The sequence below is a fragment of the Pseudomonas mosselii genome, assembly GCF_019823065.1.
GTDB classification, from domain to species: Bacteria; Pseudomonadota; Gammaproteobacteria; order Pseudomonadales; family Pseudomonadaceae; genus Aquipseudomonas; species Aquipseudomonas mosselii.
Genome location: NZ_CP081966.1, coordinates 1,881,837 through 1,901,069, shown reverse-complemented (window position 1 = coordinate 1,901,069; position 19,233 = coordinate 1,881,837). Strand labels below are relative to the sequence as shown.

Sequence of the window (19,233 nt, the reverse complement as noted above, 5' to 3'; positions counted from 1 at the left end):
GCGTGGGAGCGGGCTTGCGCCGCCACAAGGCCGGCACAACCGACAAAAAAGGGGCTATCGCCCCTTTCTCTTACATCTCAACAGGTTACAGCTCAGTTGTAGATCATCTTGCGGGTCATCCCACCATCGACCACGAACTCCTGGCCAGTGACAAACCCCGCCTGACGCGACAGCAACCACGCCACCAGCGCAGCCACATCCTCGACCGTCCCTACCCTGCCCGTCGGATGCTGGGCATGGTCGGCCTCGGTCAAAGGCTCGGCGCGTCGCTGCGAAGGGTCACGGGCATCGATCCAGCCCGGGCTCACCGCATTGACGCGGATCTCCGGCCCCAGGCTCATGGCCAGGGCGTGGGTCAAGGCGACCAGGCCACCCTTGCTGGCGGCATAGGCCTCGGTGTCCGGCTCGGACTGCCGGGCGCGGGTGGAGGTCAGGTTGACGATCGCGCCGCCATGGGCGCGCAGGTAAGGTGCGCAATGCTTGGCCAGCAGCATCGGGCCATTGAGGTTGACTGCCAGTACCCGGTTCCATTGAGCCAGGGACAGGCTTTCCAGGATCTGGTTGTGCGGATTGGCGATCGCCGCGTTGCACACCAGCGCATCCAGCCGGCCGAACTGCCCGAGCACCTCGGACACCCCGGCACTGACCTGGGCCTCGTCGGCCACGTCCATGGTGATGAACCAGGCGTTATCGCCCAGGGCCTTGGCGACCTTGGTGCCGCGCGGGCGATCAAGATCGCTGAGCACCACCTGCCACCCCTCGCAGATCAACCAGGCGGCGATGCCCAGGCCGATGCCGCGGGCGGCACCGGTTACCAGGGCTACCCGGCCGTTATGGCCGGGTTCGCCACTCTTCCAGTCGATCACAGCGCCGCCAGGCCGCGGGCCAGATCGGCTTGCAGGTCGGCCACGTCTTCCAGGCCAACCGCCACGCGCACCAGGCTGTCACGGATACCCGCCGCCTCGCGCTCCTGTGGCGTCAGACGTCCGTGGGAGGTGGTGGCCGGGTGGGCGATGGTGGTTTTGCTGTCGCCGAGGTTGGTGGTGATGGAGATCACCCGGGTGGCGTCGATGAAACGCCAGGCGCCTTCCTTGCCACCCTTGACCTCGAAGCTGACCACCGCGCCGAAGCCGCTCATCTGGCGCTTGGCCAGTTCATGCTGCGGATGGCTCGGCAGGCCGGCATAGTGGACCTTCTCGATGCCGTCCTGCTGCTCGAGCCACTCGGCCAGCGCCTGGGCGCTCTCGCAGTGGGCGCGCATGCGCAGCTTGAGGGTCTCCAGGCCCTTGGTGAAGACCCAGGCGTTGAACGGGCTGAGGGTCGGGCCGGCGGTGCGCAGAAAGCCCACCACTTCCTTCATCTGCTCGCTGCGTCCGGCCACCACGCCGCCCATGCAACGGCCCTGGCCGTCGATGAACTTGGTCGCCGAGTGGAACACGATGTCGGCGCCGAGCTTGAGCGGTTGCTGCAAGGCCGGAGTGCTGAAGCAGTTGTCCACCACCAGCATGGCGCCACGGGCATGGGCGATCTCGGCCAGTGCGGTGATGTCCACCAGTTCGGCCAACGGGTTGGACGGCGACTCGACGACCAGCAGCTTGGTGTTGGCCTTGATGGCCTTTTCCCAGCCGTTCAGGTCGACCAGCGGCACGTAGTCCACCTGCACGCCGAAACGCTTGAAGTACTTCTCGAACAGGCTGATGGTCGAGCCGAATACGCTCTGCGACACCAGCACATGGTCGCCAGCGCTGCACAGCGACATGACCACGGCGAGGATCGCCGCCATGCCGGTGGAGGTGGCCACGGCCTGCTCGGCGCCTTCCATGGCCGCCAGGCGCTCCTCGAAGGCACGCACGGTCGGGTTGGTGTAGCGCGAATAGACGTTGCCCGGCGTTTCGCCGGCAAAGCGCGCGGCGGCATCGGCGGCCGTGCGGAAGACATAGCTGGAGGTCAGGAACAGCGCTTCGCTGTGCTCGGCCTCCGGTGTACGGTTCTGACCGGCGCGCACCGCCAGGGTGTCGAAACCGACACCCTCGAGGTCACTGTCCAGTCGACCGGCATCCCATTGATCGGTCATGCCGTCGCTCCCAAATCAGTTGTTGTACAGGTCGATGATCGCGCTGACCGCCTGGTTCTTCACCTTGGCCAGGTCGTTACGGGCCTGCTCGATGCGATCGAGGTAGGCTTCGTCGATATCGCCGGTGACATACTCACCGTTGAACACCGCGCAATCGAAATGCTCGATCTTGATCTTGCCGCCACCAACCGATTCGATCAGGTCCGGGAGGTCCTGGTAGATCAGCCAGTCGGCGCCGATCAACTCGGCCACCTGCTCGGTGGTACGGTTGTGGGCGATCAGCTCATGAGCGCTCGGCATGTCGATGCCGTAGACGTTGGGGTAGCGCACCGCGGGGGCCGCGGAGCAGAAGTAGACGTTCTTGGCGCCGGCCTCGCGGGCCATCTGGATGATCTGCTTGCAGGTGGTGCCGCGCACGATCGAGTCGTCCACCAGCATCACGTTCTTGCCGCGGAACTCCAGCTCGATGGCGTTGAGCTTCTGGCGTACCGATTTCTTGCGCGCGGCCTGGCCGGGCATGATGAAGGTCCGCCCAATGTAGCGGTTCTTGACGAAGCCTTCGCGGAACTTGACGCCCAGATGGTTGGCCAGTTCCAGCGCCGCGGTGCGGCTGGTGTCGGGGATCGGGATGACCACGTCGATGTCGTGGTCCGGGCGCTCGCGCTGGATCTTCTCGGCCAGCTTCTCGCCCATGCGCAGGCGCGCCTTGTACACCGAGACGCCGTCCATGATCGAATCAGGGCGGGCCAGGTAGACGTGCTCGAAGATGCACGGCTGCAGTTTCGGGCTCTCGGCGCACTGCTTGGTGAACAGCTGGCCACCTTCGGTGATGTACACCGCCTCGCCCGGCGCCAGGTCTCGGATCAGGGTGAAGCCGAGCACGTCCAAGGCCACGCTTTCCGAAGCGATCATGTACTCGACGCCTTCGTCGGTGTGACGCTGGCCGAACACCACCGGACGGATGCCGTTGGGGTCGCGGAAGCCGACGATGCCGTAGCCGGTGATCATCGCCACCACCGCGTAGCCGCCGACGCAGCGGCTGTGCACGTGGGAAACCGCGGCGAACACGTCTTCCTCGGTCGGTTGCAGCTTGCCGCGCACGGCCAGTTCATGGGCGAACACGTTCAGCAGCACTTCGGAGTCGGAGTTGGTGTTGACGTGACGCAGGTCGGACTCGTAGATCTCCTTGGCCAACTGCTCGACGTTGGTCAGGTTGCCGTTGTGCGCCAGGGTGATGCCGTACGGCGAGTTGACGTAGAACGGCTGCGCCTCGGCCGAGGTGGAGCTGCCGGCGGTCGGGTAACGCACGTGACCGATGCCGATGCTGCCGACCAGACGCTGCATGTGGCGCTGCTGGAAAACGTCGCGCACCAGGCCGTTATCCTTGCGCAGGAACAACCGGCCATCGTGGCTGGTCACGATACCGGCAGCGTCCTGGCCGCGGTGCTGGAGCACGGTTAGCGCGTCATACAGCGCCTGATTGACGTTCGACTTACCGACGATACCGACGATGCCACACATGCGACGCAACCCCTACTTTGATGAAACTTGAGTGAAGAGCGCTCACGGCTTGGTCGGCCCGAGCAGCTGCTCCTTGAACGGAAGGTCAACGGGTGCGCTGACCCCACTGGACATCCACTGGCCGGTGAACCCGAGTATGAGGTTCTTCGACCAGTCGGCTACCAATAGAAATTGTGGTATCAGGCGCGATTCCTGCCACCACGGATCCTGTTGCACCGGCCCCAGGCTCAACAGCCCGACCGCCACCACCACCAGCAAGCCCCCGCGCGCGGCGCCGAAGGCCATGCCGAGGAAGCGATCGGTACCGGACAGCCCGGTCACGCGGATCAGCTCGCCGATGAGGAAATTGAGCATCGCCCCGACCAGTAGCGTGGCGACGAAAAGAATCGCGCAGCCGGCGATGACTCGCGCGGACGGCGTCTGGATATAGCTTTCAAGGTACTGCGAAAGCGACCCGCCGAACATCCAGGCCACCGCACCGGCGACAATCCAGATGAGCAGGGACAAGGCTTCCTTGACGAAGCCGCGCTTGAGACTGATCAGTGATGAAATGGCGACGATCGCGATGATCGCCCAATCAACCCAGGTAAATGCCACGGTGTTGCCTGCCGACGTTTGAGGCGGCGCATTTTACCAGAGCAAGGGGGCTTGGGGTAAGCGGAATGTCAGGTGTTTGAAGGGCTGCGGACTGACTCTGGGGACAGCTTTGCGGACTGCTGTAGGAGCACCCTTTCGCGACACAAGGCCGCTCCTACAGGGGGACGTGCATGTCCAGAGATGAACTCAGCCACGCTCCGGCTGGAAGCGCACCACGATGCCTTTGAGGTTCTGCTGGCGATTGATCACATCACGCAGACGCTCGGCCTCGGCACGCTCGATCAGCGGCCCGACGAATACCCGGTTCATGCCGTCCGCCGAACGGATATAGGCGTTGTAGCCCTGGCTGCGCAGGGTCTTCTGCAGGTTCTCGGCACCAGCCCGATTGGACAGGCTGGCCAGTTGGATCGACCAGCTCACCGGCAGGCCGTTGGCGTCGATCTTCGACGGCGCGGCTGGTTTGGCGGCAGGAGCGGCGGACGCAGGCACAGGACGCGCCTCCACCTTGGCCACCGGCGGCGTCGGCACTGGCGTCTGTGGCTTGGGCTGCGCGGGCGGCGCCACGGTCACTACCGGCGCGATGGGCTGGCTCGGCGCCGTCACCGGCGCCGTGGACTCGTCGACCACCACCGGCGGCTGCTCGTTCTGCTCCGGCAACGCCTGAGGTTCTGGCACCTGGACAGGCTCCACCTGAACCTGGGGCAGGCTGGGCATGGCCGGCGCCTCCGGCGCCTCGACACGCACCTGGCGCAGCTCGTCCTCGCGAGTGAACAACATCGGCAGGAAGATCACCGCCAGCGCCACCAGCACCAGCGCACCGACCATGCGCTGCTTCATCCCTTTATCCAGCACTGCCATCTACTCCATCCTCGGGGACCTGCCGCTCGAGCCAGGCCAGGGCCTCGCCGACGCAGAAAAACGAACCGAACAGCAGGATCTGGTCATCCGCCGTCGCCTGGGCGCACTGCCCTTCGAGGGCAGCCGCGACACTGGCGTAAGACTTCACCGTCGCACCGAGGTTCGTCAAGGCATCCGCCAGCTCCGCGGCAGGGCGACTGCGCGGCGTGTCCAGCGGCGCCACCGCCCAATCGGCGACCTGGTCGCGCAGCGGCGCGAGCACACCGGCCAGGTCCTTGTCGGCCAACAGGCCGAACACCGCCAGGCGCCGCCCCTTCACCGGGCGCGCCGCCAGGCGGCGGGCCAGGTACTCGGCAGCGTGCGGGTTGTGACCGACATCCAGCAGCAGCTCCACGCGCTTGCCACGCAGCAGCAGCTCGCGCCGGTCGAGACGACCGGTGATACGCGTATCCAGCAAGGCCTGGCGAACCGTGCCAGCATCCCACGGCAGGCCCATCAGCAGGAAAGCCTGCAAGGCCAGGGCGGCATTCTCCATGGGCAGGTCGAGCAACGGCAGGTCGCGCAACTCCACAGGCGAACCGTCGAGCTGGCGACCACGCCAATGCCAGTGTTCGGCACTGCTATCCAGGTCAAAATCACGCCCGCGCAGGAAGAACGGGCAACCCAACTCGCGTACCTTGTCCAGCAAAGGCTGTGGTGGATCCAGGTCACCGCACAGCGCAGGCTTGCCCTGACGGAAGATCCCCGCTTTCTCGTAGGCCACCGACTCGCGGCTGTCACCCAGGTAGTCGATGTGGTCGACGCCGATACTGGTGACCAGCGACACATCCGCATCCATCAGGTTGACCGCGTCCAACCGGCCACCCAGGCCGACCTCGAGCACCACCGCGTCCAGCGCGGACTGCTTGAACAACCAGAACGCCGCCAAGGTGCCCATTTCGAAATAGGTCAGCGAGATTTCGCCGCGTGCCGCTTCCACCGCGGCGAACGCCTCACACAGGCGCTCATCGCTGGCCTCGCGGCCTTCGATCAGCACCCGTTCGTTGTAACGCAGCAGGTGCGGCGAACTGTACACCCCGACCTTGAGCCCCTGGGCGCGCAGCAACGCGGCCACGAAGGCGCAGGTCGAGCCCTTGCCATTGGTGCCGGTCACCGTCACCACCCGCGGCGCCAGCTTGCCCAGCCCCAGGCGCGCCAGCACCTGTTGCGAGCGCTCCAGGCCCATGTCGATGGCCGAGGGGTGCAACTGTTCGAGGTAGGCGAGCCAGTCGCCCAGGCTGCGCTGGTTCATCACGCGACCGCGGCGACCTCTTTGGCCGCTTCCGGAGTCGGCTGGCCGGTCATCTGCGCCAGCAGGCGAGCCAGGCGCGGACGCAGCTCGTCACGGGAGATGATCAGGTCGATGGCGCCGTGCTCCAGCAGGAACTCGCTGCGCTGGAAGCCTTCGGGCAGTTTCTCGCGCACGGTCTGCTCGATCACGCGCGGGCCGGCGAAGCCGATCAGCGCCTTCGGTTCGCCGACGATCACGTCGCCGAGCATCGCCAGGCTGGCCGAAACGCCGCCGTAGACCGGGTCGGTCAGTACCGAGATGAACGGAATGCCTTCTTCGCGCAGGCGCGCCAGCACGGCGGAGGTCTTGGCCATCTGCATCAGCGAAATCAGCGCTTCCTGCATGCGCGCGCCGCCGGAAGCGGAGAAGCAGACCATCGGGCAGCGGTTTTCCAGGGCGTAGTTGGCGGCGCGCACGAAACGCTCACCGACGATGGCACCCATGGAGCCGCCCATGAAGGAGAACTCGAAGGCACTGACCACGATCGGCATGCCCATCAGGGTGCCGCTCATGGAGATCAGCGCGTCCTTCTCGCCGGTCTGCTTCTGCGCGGCGGTCAGGCGGTCCTTGTACTTCTTGCCATCACGGAACTTCAGGCGGTCGACCGGCTCCAGATCGGCGCCCAGCTCGGCACGGCCTTCTGGATCGAGGAAGATATCGATGCGCGCGCGGGCGCCGATACGCATGTGGTGGTTGCACTTAGGGCAGACGTCGAGGGTCTTTTCCAGCTCCGGGCGATACAGCACGGCTTCGCAGGACGGGCACTTGTGCCACAGCCCTTCCGGCACCGAGCTCTTCTTCACCTCGGAACGCATGATCGATGGGATCAGTTTGTCTACCAACCAGTTGCTCATGCTTGCTTTCTCCAGTATTGGCCGGGGAGACCTGCGCGGCCCCGCCCTGCCCTTGAGCTCAAATTCTTCTGTAAAGCGACGATGGGCCGGCTACAACCGCCCCACCTCCAATTCTTCCCCGGCATGCCCCGCGCTCTGGCGCGACCTGGCAGCACCGGGCTGCGAAAGCTATGGACGATGGCGCGCGGCCAGCCGTCACATCCGCGTTCACGCCTGCTTCACCGCCTGCATGAAGGCTTCGATCTTTGCTGCTTCCTTGATGCCCTTGGCCTGCTCCACGCCGCCACTGACATCCACCGCGTACGGGCGCACCTGGCGAATGGCCTCGGCGACATTGTCGGCCGACAGGCCACCAGCAAGGATGATCGGCTTGCTCAGGCGCTGCGGAATCAATGACCAGTCGAAGGCCTCACCGGTTCCTCCCGGCACGCCCGGCACATAGGCATCCAGCAGGATGCCGCGGGCGCCGGCGTAGTGCTGGCAGGCGGCCTCCAGGTCATCCCCGGGGCGCACCCGCAGGGCCTTGATCCAGGGGCGGTGGTAGCCCTCGCAATCGGCCGGGGCTTCATCGCCGTGGAACTGTAGCAGGTCCAGGGAAACCACTTCGAGGATCTCGTTGAGCTCGCAGCGCGAGGCATTGACGAACAACCCCACGGTGGTCACGAACGGCGGTAGCGCGTCGATGATCGCCCGCGCCTGGCGCACGTCCACCGCCCGCGGACTTTTCGCATAGAAGACGAAACCGAGGGCGTCGGCGCCGGCCTCGACCGCGGCCAGGGCGTCCTCGATACGGGTAATCCCGCAGATCTTGCTGCGAACGTTGCTCATGGACGGCGAACCTTGGGTGATCGGGAAAGCGTCGATGGTAGCAAATGACCCGTGCCCCGTCAGTCCGCCAGCGCCTCGTAGCCGGTAAGAAAGTGTGGGCCGATGTAACGCTGCGGCAGCGCGTATTCTTCCGGATACTCCACCTGCACCAGGTAGAGGCCGTAAGGGTGCGCGGTCACCCCACCGTCACGGCGGTTGCGCCCTTCCAGCACCTCGCGGGCCCACGCCACCGGACGCTCGCCGGCGCCGATGGTCATCAGCACGCCGGCGATGTTGCGCACCATGTGGTGCAGGAACGCGGTGGCGCGCACGTCCAGCACGATCATCCGCCCGTGGCGGGTCACGCGCAGGTGGTGGATGTGCTTGATCGGCGACTTGGCCTGGCACTGGCTGGCGCGGAAGGCGCTGAAATCATGGGTCCCCAGCAGATACCGCGCGGCCTCGGCCATGCGCTCGACGTCCAGCGGGCGGTGATTCCAGGTCACTTCCTCGGCCAGGTGCGCCGGGCGGATCGGATCGTTGTAGATGACGTAGCGATAGCGCCGCGCGGTGGCCTTGAAGCGGGCATGGAAGTGCGCCGGCATGGGCGCCGACCAGACCACGCTGATGTCGTGGGGCAGGTTGAAGTTGGTGCCCAGGGTCCAGGCGCGCTCGTCGCGCACGGCGCGGGTGTCGAAATGCACGATCTGCCCGCAGCCATGGACGCCGGCATCGGTACGCCCGGCGCAGATCACCGAGATCGGCTCGTTGGCCACCGTCGACAGCGCCTGCTCCAGAGCCTGCTGGACACTGGGCACGCCACTGGCCTGGCGTTGCCAGCCGCGGTAGCGCGAGCCTTTGTATTCCACGCCCAGGGCGATGCGGGTGTAGCCTTCGGCGGCCGACTCGGCGGCGGCGGTGTCGATGATGTCCAAGAGCGGCAAACCTGATGCTGAAACGAAAGACGGGAGTATACCGGCAAACCGCGCGGAGGCCGAAATGATCGCGGGGCAAGCCCGCTCCCACGTGTTCTGTGGGAGTGGGCTTGCCCCGCGCTGTGCTACGTCGCCTCAGACCAGGCGCGAGAGCATCTCGTTGGCTTCCTGGCGCTGACTGTCGTCGCCGTCCTTGACCACTTCGTCGAGGATGTCACGGGCGCCCTGATGGTCCCCCATGTCGATGTAGGCGCGAGCCAGGTCGAGCTTGGTGGCCACTTCGTCCGCGCCGGAGAAGAAATCGAAGTCCAGGTCGTCCAGCGGCTCGGGCTCCAGCGCCGCGTCCTCGGCGGTGAACCGCGGCTCTGGCGTCGCTGCCGGGATATCGAGGTTCTGCGACAGCTTGTCGAGCTCGGCGTTGACGTCGTCCAGTTCCGAGGCGAAGTTCTTGGCCGCCGGCGAGTCATCGTCCAGCGACAGCGACAGGTCGAAGTCCTCGGGCAGTTCCAGCTCGGAGATCGGGTCGAACTCCGGAATGGCCTCGAAGGCCGCCAGTTCGGCCGCCACGTCCACCGGGGCTTCCTCGCTGCTGGTCGGGGCGACCGGTTCTTCGGCGACATCCAGGTCGAACTCGGCCAGGTCGTCGACATTCTGCGGCGTCGCCTGGGCCTGAGCGAGCAATGCCTCGAAGTCGTCGTCGGCATCGGTTTCGGCGATGGCAGGCACAGGCTCGGCCTGAACCTCGGGCGCCTCGGCAGCCAGGTCCTCGAGACCGGCCAGGTCCAGGTGATCATCTACCGGCAGGTCATCACCCAGGCTCAGGTCGAAGGCACTGTCCAGGTCGGTCTCGTCGACCACAGGCTCAGGCTGGGCCGCCACGACCGGCTCCACGACGAGTTCCGGCGCGCTTTCGCCCAGCTCCAGCGCCTTGTCCTGCAGCAGGTCCTGGACATACTGCTCGTCCAGCTCGGCGGCCAGGGCGGCTGCACCAGCAGCGCCTGCCGCCACCGCCGCGACACCCAGCATGGCTGGGAAGCGCTCCTTGAGCGCGGCGACCTCGGCCTGGTTCGCATCATTGACCGCCAACTTGCGTTCCTGACCGGCGAAAGCATCCTGGTCGCCCTGGCGGGCATAGACTTCCATCAGCTTCAGGCGCAGGTCGCTGCGCTGCGGTTCGGAGGCCACCGCCGCTTCCAGCAGGTCGGCGGCATGGTTGAGCCGGCCACGGGCCAGGCTGTCGTCCACTTCGGCCAGCAGCGCGGCGCGCGGATCGACCGCTGGCGCGGCGGCTTCGACGGGGGCCGCAGGTTTTTCCGCAGCCACGGCCGCAGCAGCCGAGGCCGCCACCACCGCTGGCGACAGGGTCACGGTCGGCGCCGACACGTCGAGACCTTCGAAGCTGCTGGGCGGCAGCTCCAGGTCAGGGCCACGCTCGCTGTCCTCGGCCAGGGCACGCGCCATGCGCAGGTGCTTTTCGGCTTCCTGCTGGGCCTTGCGCTTGCGCGCCAGGAGCAGCAGCAACAACAGCAGGACCAGGAACGCGGAACCGGCGATCAGGCCCAGCAGCAGCGGATTGCCCAACAACTGGTCGAGCATGCCGGGCTCTTCGCTGGCCGGTGCTTCGGCGGCCACATCCTGCGGCGCGGTGTCGGCGGCGGCGGGCGCCGGAGCGACCACCGGCTCGGCCGGGGTCAGCTGGGCGTTCACCGCCGGTTGCGCCGGCGCCGGCTCGCCCGGCAGCGCGCCGGCCGGCGGCTGCGGTGCCGCGGCGCCCTGGGCCTCCAGGCGCGCCAGTTGGTCGTTCTTCAGCTCGATCAGACGCTGCAGCTTGTCCAGCTGGCTCTGCAAGTCGACCATGCGGCTCTTGAGTTCTTCGTTGTCGCGACGGCTGGTGTCGAGGCTTTCCTGGGCCACGGCCAGCTTGTCGCCGAGCGCCTTGGCCTCACCGGCCGCGCCCTTGCCGCCTGGTGCCACCAGGCGCAGGTTGTCGCCCTGGGCGATGCGTGCCGGCGCGGCGCCGGCCTCGCCACGGCGGGTGGCGTCCAGTTGCCGTGCACGCGGGCCAAGGCGACGGCCTTCGCGCCAGGCGGCGTACTGCTCGGCCACTTCACGGTTGGCCTGGGCCTGGGGAATGCTCTGCACCTGCTGCTGATCGGGCAGGCGCAGGACCTGGCCGATCTTGAGCTGGTTGATGTTGTTGCCGATGAAGGCATCCGGGTTCAGTGCCTGGATCGCCAGCATGGTCTGCTGGATCGAGCCGCCGTTGCTGTTGCGCGCGGCGATCTGCCAGAGGGTGTCGCGGCGCTTGGTGGTGTAGCTGCCCGCGCTGACCGCCGGGTTGATATTGGCCTGGGTCGGCTGGCTACCCTGGGCCTGGTCGAGCAACACGCTGTAGTCGCGCAGCAGACGGCCCTGGGGCCACATGACCTGGACCAGGAACTTGACCACCGGCTCCGGCAACGCCTTGCTGGAGGTGACCCGCAGCACGCTCTTGCCGTTGGGGTTGATCACCGGCGTGAACGTGAGGTCTTCGAGGTACGGTGGGAAGGCCACCCCTGCCTTGGCGAACTCTTCCGGCGACGCCAGGCTGGGCGCCATCTGCGCCGCGGTGAGGTCACGCACATCGAGCAGTTCGATCTCGGCATCCAGCGGCTGGTTCTGCGCCGACTTGAGGGTCAGCTCGCCCAACCCCAGAGCGTTCGCCACGCCGGACGACAGCGCCGAGGCTGCAGCGATGGCCAGAACCAGTTTGCGAATTCGAAGCATGAACTCTTCCCTTGTATGAAGCGTCCCGAAAACCTTTGCGCGGTTCAGGACAAAATTGCTCGCAGTATCTTTTACGCCATGTGTTTTATCAACAATTGTGCCGCCTGCACGGCATTCAGCGCCGCGCCCTTGCGCACATTGTCGGTGGTCAGCCACAGATTCAGCTGCTGGTCTTCATCGACACCATGGCGTACACGACCAACATAGACCACGTCCTGGCCCACTGCGTCCCCCACTGGTGTCGGATAATCGCCCGCTTCGACCAACTCGATGCCGTCGGCGGCTTCCAGCGCGGCGTTGACGGCCGCCAGATCGACCGGATTACGGCTTTGCACGGCGACACTGAAGCTATCGCCGAAAAACACCGGGACTTGAATGCAGGTCACGGAAATCTTCAGCTGTGGCAGGTCGAGCACCTGGCGCAGCTCGCCGACCAGGCGGCGCTCCACGGCCGTGTGGCCCTTTTCATCGGGGGTGCCGACCTGGGGCAGCAGGTTGAAGGCGACCTGGCGGTCGAAGAAACGCGGCTCCAGCGGGCGTGCGTTGAGCAACTCGGCGGTCTGCCGGGCGAGCTCGCTGACGGCCTCCCTGCCCTGCTCCGAAACCGCGAGGCAGGCATTGACCTGCACGCGCTCGATATCGAGCAGCCCCTTGAGCGGCGCCAGCGCCACGGCCAGGGCCACCGCGCCGGCGCTCGGGCTGGTGATCAGTGCGGGCCGAGCGAGTTCGGCGATGCGCTCGCCATTGGCTTCCGGAACCAGCACGGTGGCGCCGTCCAGGGCGCCGGACAGGTCGATCACCGCGCAACCGGCGGCGATGGCCTTGGGCGCGAAGCTGCGGCTCACGGCGGGGCTGGCGGCGAAGAACACCAGTTGCGCCTGGGTGAAGTCGAAGCTGTCCACTTCGCGGACTTTCAGCTTCTTGCCGGCGAACATGACGCTGCTGCCGGCGGATTCCATGCTGGCCAGCAGGTGCAGGGTGGAGACCGGGAAGGCCACTTCCTCGAGGATCTGGACGAGGGATTCACCGACGGTGCCGGTGGCGCCGACTACGGCGATGTCTAGGGCGGGGGTGGTCATGGGATCGGTTCCTTTCTGCGGGGTACGGCGGGGGAGCGGCACTTTACTTGGATTGTGGGGTGGGAGGTAGGTTCGGGTTCGGGTTCGGGTTCGGGTTCGGGTTCGGGTTCGGGTTCGGGTTCGGGTTCAAGAGTGTGGGTTTTGATTTATTTATGCGCATTCATTGGCGATGTCGACGCATTATCACCCTTCCGCCCTTACGGCGGCCTACTTTTCTCGTGGGAAAAGTAGGCAAAACCGTTCGGCTCCGTTCATACGGCCCCTGCGCTTCGCTCCGGGGTTCCCTCGCTCCGTTCTTGCTCCCGGGAGGACCGCGCTGAACGCCCCATCCTGGGGCGCAGCGCTTGACGGCCATCCATGGCCGTCACCTCCCTACGCAAGAACTCCGCTCGGCCTCCTGAAGTCGCAATTGGCGGCGCCTGGACTATCGCGCGCTTAGAAGCAAGAGCGAGAGCGAGAGCGAGAAGTTCGAAGTTAGTTGTTTGACTTTTAGATATGTATTGACCACCCCGCGATATGATCGAGAGATTAATTAAAATTTCAACTAGCGACAGCTGCGCCAGCCCAGGCGCCGCCCGTATCTTGCGCGACTTCAGGAGGCCGAGCGCAGGCCTTGCGGAGGGAGGCGACGGCCATGGATGGCCGTCGAGCACTGCGGGCCATGGATGGCCCGTCAGTGCGGTCCTCCCGGGAGCAAGGCCGGAGCGAGGGAACCCCGGAGCGAAGCGCAGGGGCCGGATGAACGAGCGCGCGGTTTTGCTTACTTTTGCCAAGACAAAAGTAAGTCGCCGCAAGGCGAAACAGCGATATCAGCGTCGCCGCTGAAAAAGAATCCGAACAAACCCCTCAAAACAACCAACAACCAACAACCAACAACCAATCTAACACCAATAAAAAACCCGCATCACTCACGCAACACGGGCTCTTCAAAAACCAAACTCAAACCACCCAGATCACCGCTCCAGCAGAATCCGCAACATCCGCCGCAGCGGCTCCGCAGCCCCCCACAGCAGCTGGTCGCCAACGGTGAAGGCCCCAAGGTACTGCGACCCCATGTTCAGCTTGCGCAAACGCCCGACCGGCACGTTCAGGGTCCCGGTCACCTGGGTAGGGCTCAGCTCCTGCATGCTGATCTCCCGCTGGTTAGGCACCAATTTCACCCAGGGATTGTGCTGGCTGATCATGCCTTCGATGTCCGCCAGAGGCACATCCTTGTTCAGCTTGATGGTCAGCGCCTGGCTGTGGCAACGCATCGCGCCGATCCGCACGCAGATACCGTCGACCGGAATCGGGCTCTTGAAGCGCCCCAGGATCTTGTTGGTCTCGGCCTGGGCCTTCCACTCTTCACGGCTCTGTCCGTTCGGCAGTTCCTTGTCGATCCAGGGGATCAGGCTGCCGGCCAGCGGCACGCCAAAGTTGTCGGTCGGGAAGCCCTCGCCACGCATGGCTTCGGCCACCTTGCGATCGATGTCGAGGATCGCGCTGGCCGGGTTGGCCAAGTCGTCGGCGACCGCCGCATGGATACCGCCCATCTGCTTGATCAGCTCACGCATATTCTGCGCGCCGGCGCCCGAGGCCGCCTGGTAGGTCATGGCGCTCATCCACTCGACCAGGCCAGCCTCGAACAGGCCGCCCAGGCCCATCAGCATCAGGCTGACGGTGCAGTTGCCGCCGATGTAGTTCTTGGTGCCCGCGTCCAACTGCTGGTCGATGACCTTGCGGTTGACCGGGTCGAGGATGATCACCGCGTCGTCCTGCATGCGCAGGGACGAGGCCGCGTCGATCCAGTAGCCCTGCCAGCCGGCTTCGCGCAGCTTGGGGAAGACTTCGTTGGTGTAGTCGCCGCCCTGGCAGGTCAGGATCACGTCGAGGGTCTTGAGCTCGTCGATGCTGTAGGCGTCCTTGAGCGGGCCAGTGTCCTTGCCCACGTTCGGGCCCTGGCCACCGACGTTGGAGGTGGTGAAGAACACAGGCTCGATCAGGTCGAAGTCCTGCTCTTCGAGCATCCGCTGCATGAGCACGGAACCGACCATTCCACGCCAACCGATCAGACCTACACGTTTCATCGCAACTACACCTTTGCTAAAAGTGGGCCGCCACCGGGAGTTTTTGGTGGCGGGCCAGAGAGATTACAGATTCCGCAGCGCTGCGACTACTGCGTCGCCCATTTCCTGCGTACCCACCTTGCGGCAGCCCTCGGAGAAGATGTCGCCGGTGCGCAGGCCCTGGTCCAGCACCCGGCTCACCGCCTGCTCGATCGCCTCGGCGGCGGCCGTCTGGTTGAAGCTGTAGCGCAGCATCATCGACACCGAGAGAATGGTCGCCAACGGGTTGGCGATGCCCTGCCCGGCGATGTCCGGCGCCGAACCGTGGCACGGCTCGTACATGCCCTTGTTGTCGGCATCCAGCGACGCCGACGGCAGCATGCCGATGGAGCCGGTGAGCATGGAAGCCTCATCCGACAGGATGTCGCCGAACATGTTGTCGGTCACCACCACGTCGAACTGCTTGGGCGCGCGCACCAGTTGCATGGCGGCGTTGTCCACGTACATGTGGCTCAGCTCGACGTCCGGGTAGTCCTTGGCCACCTCTTCGACCACTTCGCGCCACAACTGGCTGGACGCCAGGACGTTGGCCTTGTCCACCGAGCACAGCTTCTTGCCGCGCACGCGGGCCATGTCGAAGCCGACACGGGCAATGCGGCGCACTTCGCTCTCGCTGTAGGGCAGGGTGTCGTAGGCCTGGCGCTCGCCGCCTTCCAGCTCGCGCTGGCCGCGTGGCGCGCCAAAATAGATGCCGCCGGTCAGCTCGCGGACGATGAGGATGTCCAGCCCGGAAACGATCTCGGGCTTGAGCGACGAGGCATCGGCCAACTGCGGATAGAGGATGGCCGGGCGCAGGTTGGCGAACAGGCCCAGTTGCGAACGGATCTTCAGCAGGCCGCGCTCCGGACGGATGTCACGCTCGATCTTGTCCCACTTCGGACCGCCCACGGCGCCCAGCAGCACGGCGTCGGCCTGGCGCGCGCGCGCCAGGGTCTCGTCGGCCAGCGGCACGCCGTGCTTGTCGATGGCCGCGCCACCGATCACGTCGTGGGTGAGGCTCAAGCCGAGCTGGAACTTGTCGTTGGCCAGTTCCAGCACCTTGACCGCCTCGGCCATGATTTCCGGGCCGATGCCATCACCTGGGAGAATCAGAATCTGCTTGCTCATGCGTTCCTCTATCCAATCAAGCGGCGCGCCTCGCAGGCGCGCCGAAGTACTTCAGTGTCCAATGCCCCTTTGCGCGGGGCAAGCAGTCAATCACGCGTCGCGGAACAACCACGGCTGGCTGGCGCGGTGCTTGCCCTCGAACGCCTTGATCGCGTCGCTGTCCTGCAGGGTCAGGCCGATATCGTCCAGGCCGTTGAGCAGGCAGTGCTTGCGGAACGCGTCGATCTCGAACTTCAGTACCTTGCCGTCCGGGCGGGTCACGGCCTGGGCCTCGAGGTCGATGGTCAGCTGGTAACCCGGGTTGGCCTCGACCTGCTGGAACAGTTCGTCGACCTCGGCAGCGTCGAGAATGATCGGCAACAGGCCGTTCTTGAAGCTGTTGTTGAAGAAAATGTCGGCGAAGCTCGGCGCGATCACGCTGCGAAAACCGTACTCGTCGAGCGCCCACGGGGCGTGCTCTCGGCTCGAGCCGCAGCCGAAGTTCTCCCGCGCCAGCAACACGCTGGCGCCCTGGTAACGCGCATGATTGAGCACGAAATCCTGGTTCAACGGCCGCTTGCTGTTGTCCTGGTAAGGCTGGCCGACATCCAGGTAGCGCCACTCGTCGAACAGGTTGGGGCCGAAGCCGGTGCGCTTGATCGACTTGAGGAACTGCTTGGGAATGATCTGGTCGGTGTCGACGTTGGCACGATCCAATGGCGCGACAAGACCGGTGTGCTGGGTAAAGGCTTTCATGCTGCGCTCCCTTGGATCAACTCGCGGACATCGATGAAGTGGCCGGTCACCGCGGCGGCGGCGGCCATGGCCGGGCTGACCAGGTGGGTACGGCCACCGGCGCCCTGGCGGCCTTCGAAGTTGCGGTTGGAGGTGGACGCGCAGTGCTCGCCGCTCTCCAGGCGGTCCGGGTTCATCGCCAGGCACATCGAGCAGCCCGGTTCACGCCACTCGAAACCGGCCTCGAGGAAGATCTTGTCCAGCCCTTCGCGCTCGGCCTGGGCCTTGACCAGGCCCGAGCCCGGCACTACCAGTGCCTGCTTGACGTTGGCGGCAACCTTGCGGCCCTTGGCGATCTCGGCGGCGGCGCGCAGGTCTTCGATGCGCGAGTTGGTGCACGAGCCGATGAACACGCGGTCAAGCTTGATCTCGGTGATCGCCTGATTGGCGGCCAGGCCCATGTACTTGAGGGCGCGCTCGATCGAGCCGCGCTTGATCAGGTCGGGCTCGGCGGCCGGGTCCGGCACGCGCTGGTCGACGGCCAGAACCATCTCCGGCGATGTACCCCAGCTGACCTGCGGCTTGATCTGCGCGGCGTCGAGCTCGACCACCGTGTCGAACACGGCGTCGGCGTCGGACACCAGGCCTTTCCAGGCCTCGACGGCCTGCGTCCACTGCTCGCCCTTCGGCGCGTACGGACGGCCTTCGACATAGGCGATCGTGGTGCCGTCGACAGCCACCAGGCCTACCCGGGCACCGGCTTCGATGGACATGTTGCAGATGGTCATGCGGCCTTCCATCGACAGCTCGCGGATGGCGCTGCCGGCGAACTCCATGGCGTGGCCGTTGCCGCCGGCGGTGCCGATCTTGCCGATCACGGCGAGGACGATGTCCTTGGCGGTGACGCCGGCGGGCAATTCACCCTCGACGCGCACCAGCATGTTCTTCATTTTCTTGGCCACCAGGCACTGGGTGGCGAGCACATGCTCGACCTCGGAGGTGCCGATGCCATGGGCCAGGGCGCCGAACGCGCCGTGGGTGGAGGTGTGCGAGTCGCCGCAGACCACGGTCATGCCCGGCAAGGTCGCGCCCTGCTCCGGGCTGATGACATGGACGATACCCTGACGCTCGTCATTCATCTTGAATTCGACGATGCCATATTCGTCACAGTTCTCATCGAGGGTCTGCACCTGAAGGCGCGACACCTGGTCGACGATGGCCTCGATACCGCCCTTGCGCTCCGGCGTGGTCGGCACGTTGTGGTCGGGTGTGGCGATATTGGCGTCGATGCGCCAGGGTTTGCGGCTGGCCAGGCGCAGGCCTTCGAAAGCCTGGGGCGAAGTCACTTCATGGATGATGTGGCGGTCGATGTAGATCAATGAGGAGCCGTCATCGCGGCGCTTGACCTCATGAGCTTCCCAGAGTTTGTCGTAGAGCGTTTTGCCAGCCATCAGACTGTTCCTCATCAGCGTCTTTCTATGCCAAAGACCCCTTGGCTTGTACGGACGATGCTATGGCGATAGATTGAATAACTCAAATTCATAATTTTTATACTTTGCATAACTATTGGGAATTCACATAGATGGACCTGGCCAACCTCAGCGCTTTCATCGCCATCGCCGAAACCGGTAGTTTTTCCGGGGCGGGCGAACGCCTGCACCTGACCCAGCCGGCCATCAGCAAGCGCATAGCCGGCCTCGAGCAGCAACTGGACGTGCGCCTGTTCGACCGCCTGGGCCGCGAGGTCACCCTCACCGAGGCCGGTCGCGCCCTGCTGCCCCGCGCCTACCAGATCCTCAACGTACTCGATGATACCCGCCGCGCCCTGACCAACCTCACTGGGGCGGTGAGCGGTCGCCTGACGCTGGCCACCAGCCATCACATCGGCCTGCACCGCCTGCCGCCACTGCTGCGCGCCTTTACCCGCCAGTACCCGGCGGTGGCACTGGATATCCAGTTCCTCGACTCGGAGGCGGCCTACGACGAGGTGCTGCACGGTCGCGCCGAGATTGCGGTGATCACCCTGGCGCCCGAGCCACACCATTTAGTGCGGGCTGTGCCGGTGTGGGACGACGCCCTGGACTTCGTCGCCTCGCCCGAGCACCCACTGGCCAGTAACGGCGCGGTCAGCCTGGCCGACGTGGCACGCCACCCGGCGGTGTTCCCCGGCGGCAACACCTTCACCCACCATATCGTCCAGCGCCTGTTCGAAAGCCAGGGCCTGGTCCCGAACATCGCCATGAGTACCAACTACCTGGAAACCATCAAGATGATGGTGTCGATCGGCCTGGCGTGGAGCGTGCTGCCACGTACTATGCTCGATGAACAGGTGGCGCCCATCGCCCTGCCCGGCATACAGCTGTCACGCCAGCTAGGCTACATACTGCATACCGAACGCACGCTGTCGAACGCGGCCAGGGCTTTCATGGCCCTGCTCGACAGCCATGCAGGGTCCGCCTGACCGCTCGTCAGTACGGCATGACATC

General features: G+C 65.4%; 16 protein-coding genes. 1 reads left to right on the top strand and 15 read right to left on the bottom strand.

Annotation, left to right across the window (positions count from 1 at the left end; translation table 11 throughout):
* Positions 1 to 92 precede the first annotated feature (92 nt).
* The 15 genes from K5H97_RS08685 to leuC all read right to left on the bottom strand — a co-directional run bounded on the left by K5H97_RS08685 (position 93) and on the right by leuC (position 18,198).
* A complete protein-coding gene (locus tag K5H97_RS08685; protein WP_028690445.1) occupies positions 93 to 866 on the bottom strand; it encodes an SDR family oxidoreductase in 774 nt (257 codons plus the stop codon).
* Positions 863 to 2,074 carry an O-succinylhomoserine sulfhydrylase gene (locus tag K5H97_RS08680; RefSeq protein ID WP_028690444.1) on the bottom strand — a complete coding sequence of 404 codons (1,212 nt, stop codon included), beginning with the start codon at positions 2,072 to 2,074 and terminating at the stop codon, positions 863 to 865. Before K5H97_RS08680 ends, K5H97_RS08685 begins: the two co-directional genes overlap by 4 nt.
* Positions 2,075 to 2,089: 15 nt before the next feature.
* Positions 2,090 to 3,595: an amidophosphoribosyltransferase gene (purF, locus tag K5H97_RS08675; RefSeq protein ID WP_028690443.1), complete on the bottom strand. Its 1,506-nt coding sequence runs from the start codon at positions 3,593 to 3,595 to the stop codon at positions 2,090 to 2,092.
* A gap of 42 nt (positions 3,596 to 3,637) precedes the next feature.
* The gene (locus K5H97_RS08670; protein WP_028690442.1) at positions 3,638 to 4,192 is read right to left on the bottom strand and encodes a CvpA family protein; all 555 of its coding nucleotides are present in this window, start codon (positions 4,190 to 4,192) and stop codon (positions 3,638 to 3,640) included.
* A gap of 186 nt (positions 4,193 to 4,378) precedes the next feature.
* Entirely contained in the window at positions 4,379 to 5,050 is a 672-nt protein-coding gene (locus K5H97_RS08665) for an SPOR domain-containing protein (RefSeq protein ID WP_028690441.1), read from the bottom strand.
* Positions 5,034 to 6,341: a bifunctional tetrahydrofolate synthase/dihydrofolate synthase gene (folC, locus tag K5H97_RS08660; protein WP_028690440.1), complete on the bottom strand. Its 1,308-nt coding sequence runs from the start codon at positions 6,339 to 6,341 to the stop codon at positions 5,034 to 5,036. The genes K5H97_RS08665 and folC overlap by 17 nt, the downstream gene beginning before the upstream one ends.
* Positions 6,341 to 7,234 carry an acetyl-CoA carboxylase, carboxyltransferase subunit beta gene (accD, locus tag K5H97_RS08655; RefSeq protein ID WP_028690439.1) on the bottom strand — a complete coding sequence of 298 codons (894 nt, stop codon included), beginning with the start codon at positions 7,232 to 7,234 and terminating at the stop codon, positions 6,341 to 6,343. Before accD ends, folC begins: the two co-directional genes overlap by 1 nt.
* Before the next feature lie 207 nt (positions 7,235 to 7,441).
* Positions 7,442 to 8,062, bottom strand: coding sequence for a phosphoribosylanthranilate isomerase (locus tag K5H97_RS08650; RefSeq protein WP_028690438.1), 621 nt, complete (start codon positions 8,060 to 8,062; stop codon positions 7,442 to 7,444).
* Positions 8,063 to 8,121: 59 nt separating this feature from the next.
* Entirely contained in the window at positions 8,122 to 8,976 is an 855-nt protein-coding gene (gene truA / locus K5H97_RS08645) for a tRNA pseudouridine(38-40) synthase TruA (protein WP_028690437.1), read from the bottom strand.
* Between the two features lie 135 nt (positions 8,977 to 9,111).
* Entirely contained in the window at positions 9,112 to 11,742 is a 2,631-nt protein-coding gene (locus K5H97_RS08640) for a FimV/HubP family polar landmark protein (protein ID WP_028690436.1), read from the bottom strand.
* Positions 11,743 to 11,813: 71 nt separating this feature from the next.
* A complete protein-coding gene (locus tag K5H97_RS08635; protein WP_028690435.1) occupies positions 11,814 to 12,821 on the bottom strand; it encodes an aspartate-semialdehyde dehydrogenase in 1,008 nt (335 codons plus the stop codon).
* 953 nt (positions 12,822 to 13,774) lie between these two features.
* Entirely contained in the window at positions 13,775 to 14,887 is a 1,113-nt protein-coding gene (gene asd, locus K5H97_RS08630) for an aspartate-semialdehyde dehydrogenase (RefSeq protein WP_028690434.1), read from the bottom strand.
* Positions 14,888 to 14,950: 63 nt separating this feature from the next.
* Complete coding sequence (gene leuB / locus K5H97_RS08625; protein ID WP_028690433.1) at positions 14,951 to 16,033, bottom strand: 3-isopropylmalate dehydrogenase; 1,083 nt, start codon at positions 16,031 to 16,033, stop codon at positions 14,951 to 14,953.
* A 90-nt stretch (positions 16,034 to 16,123) separates the two neighbouring features.
* Positions 16,124 to 16,768: a 3-isopropylmalate dehydratase small subunit gene (leuD, locus tag K5H97_RS08620; RefSeq protein ID WP_028690432.1), complete on the bottom strand. Its 645-nt coding sequence runs from the start codon at positions 16,766 to 16,768 to the stop codon at positions 16,124 to 16,126.
* Complete coding sequence (gene leuC, locus K5H97_RS08615; RefSeq protein ID WP_028690431.1) at positions 16,765 to 18,198, bottom strand: 3-isopropylmalate dehydratase large subunit; 1,434 nt, start codon at positions 18,196 to 18,198, stop codon at positions 16,765 to 16,767. The genes leuD and leuC overlap by 4 nt, the downstream gene beginning before the upstream one ends.
* Before the next feature lie 131 nt (positions 18,199 to 18,329).
* On the opposite strand from leuC, the gene K5H97_RS08610 reads away from it, so the two are divergent.
* A complete protein-coding gene (locus K5H97_RS08610; RefSeq protein WP_028690430.1) occupies positions 18,330 to 19,208 on the top strand; it encodes a LysR family transcriptional regulator in 879 nt (292 codons plus the stop codon).
* Positions 19,209 to 19,233: the final 25 nt, after the last annotated feature.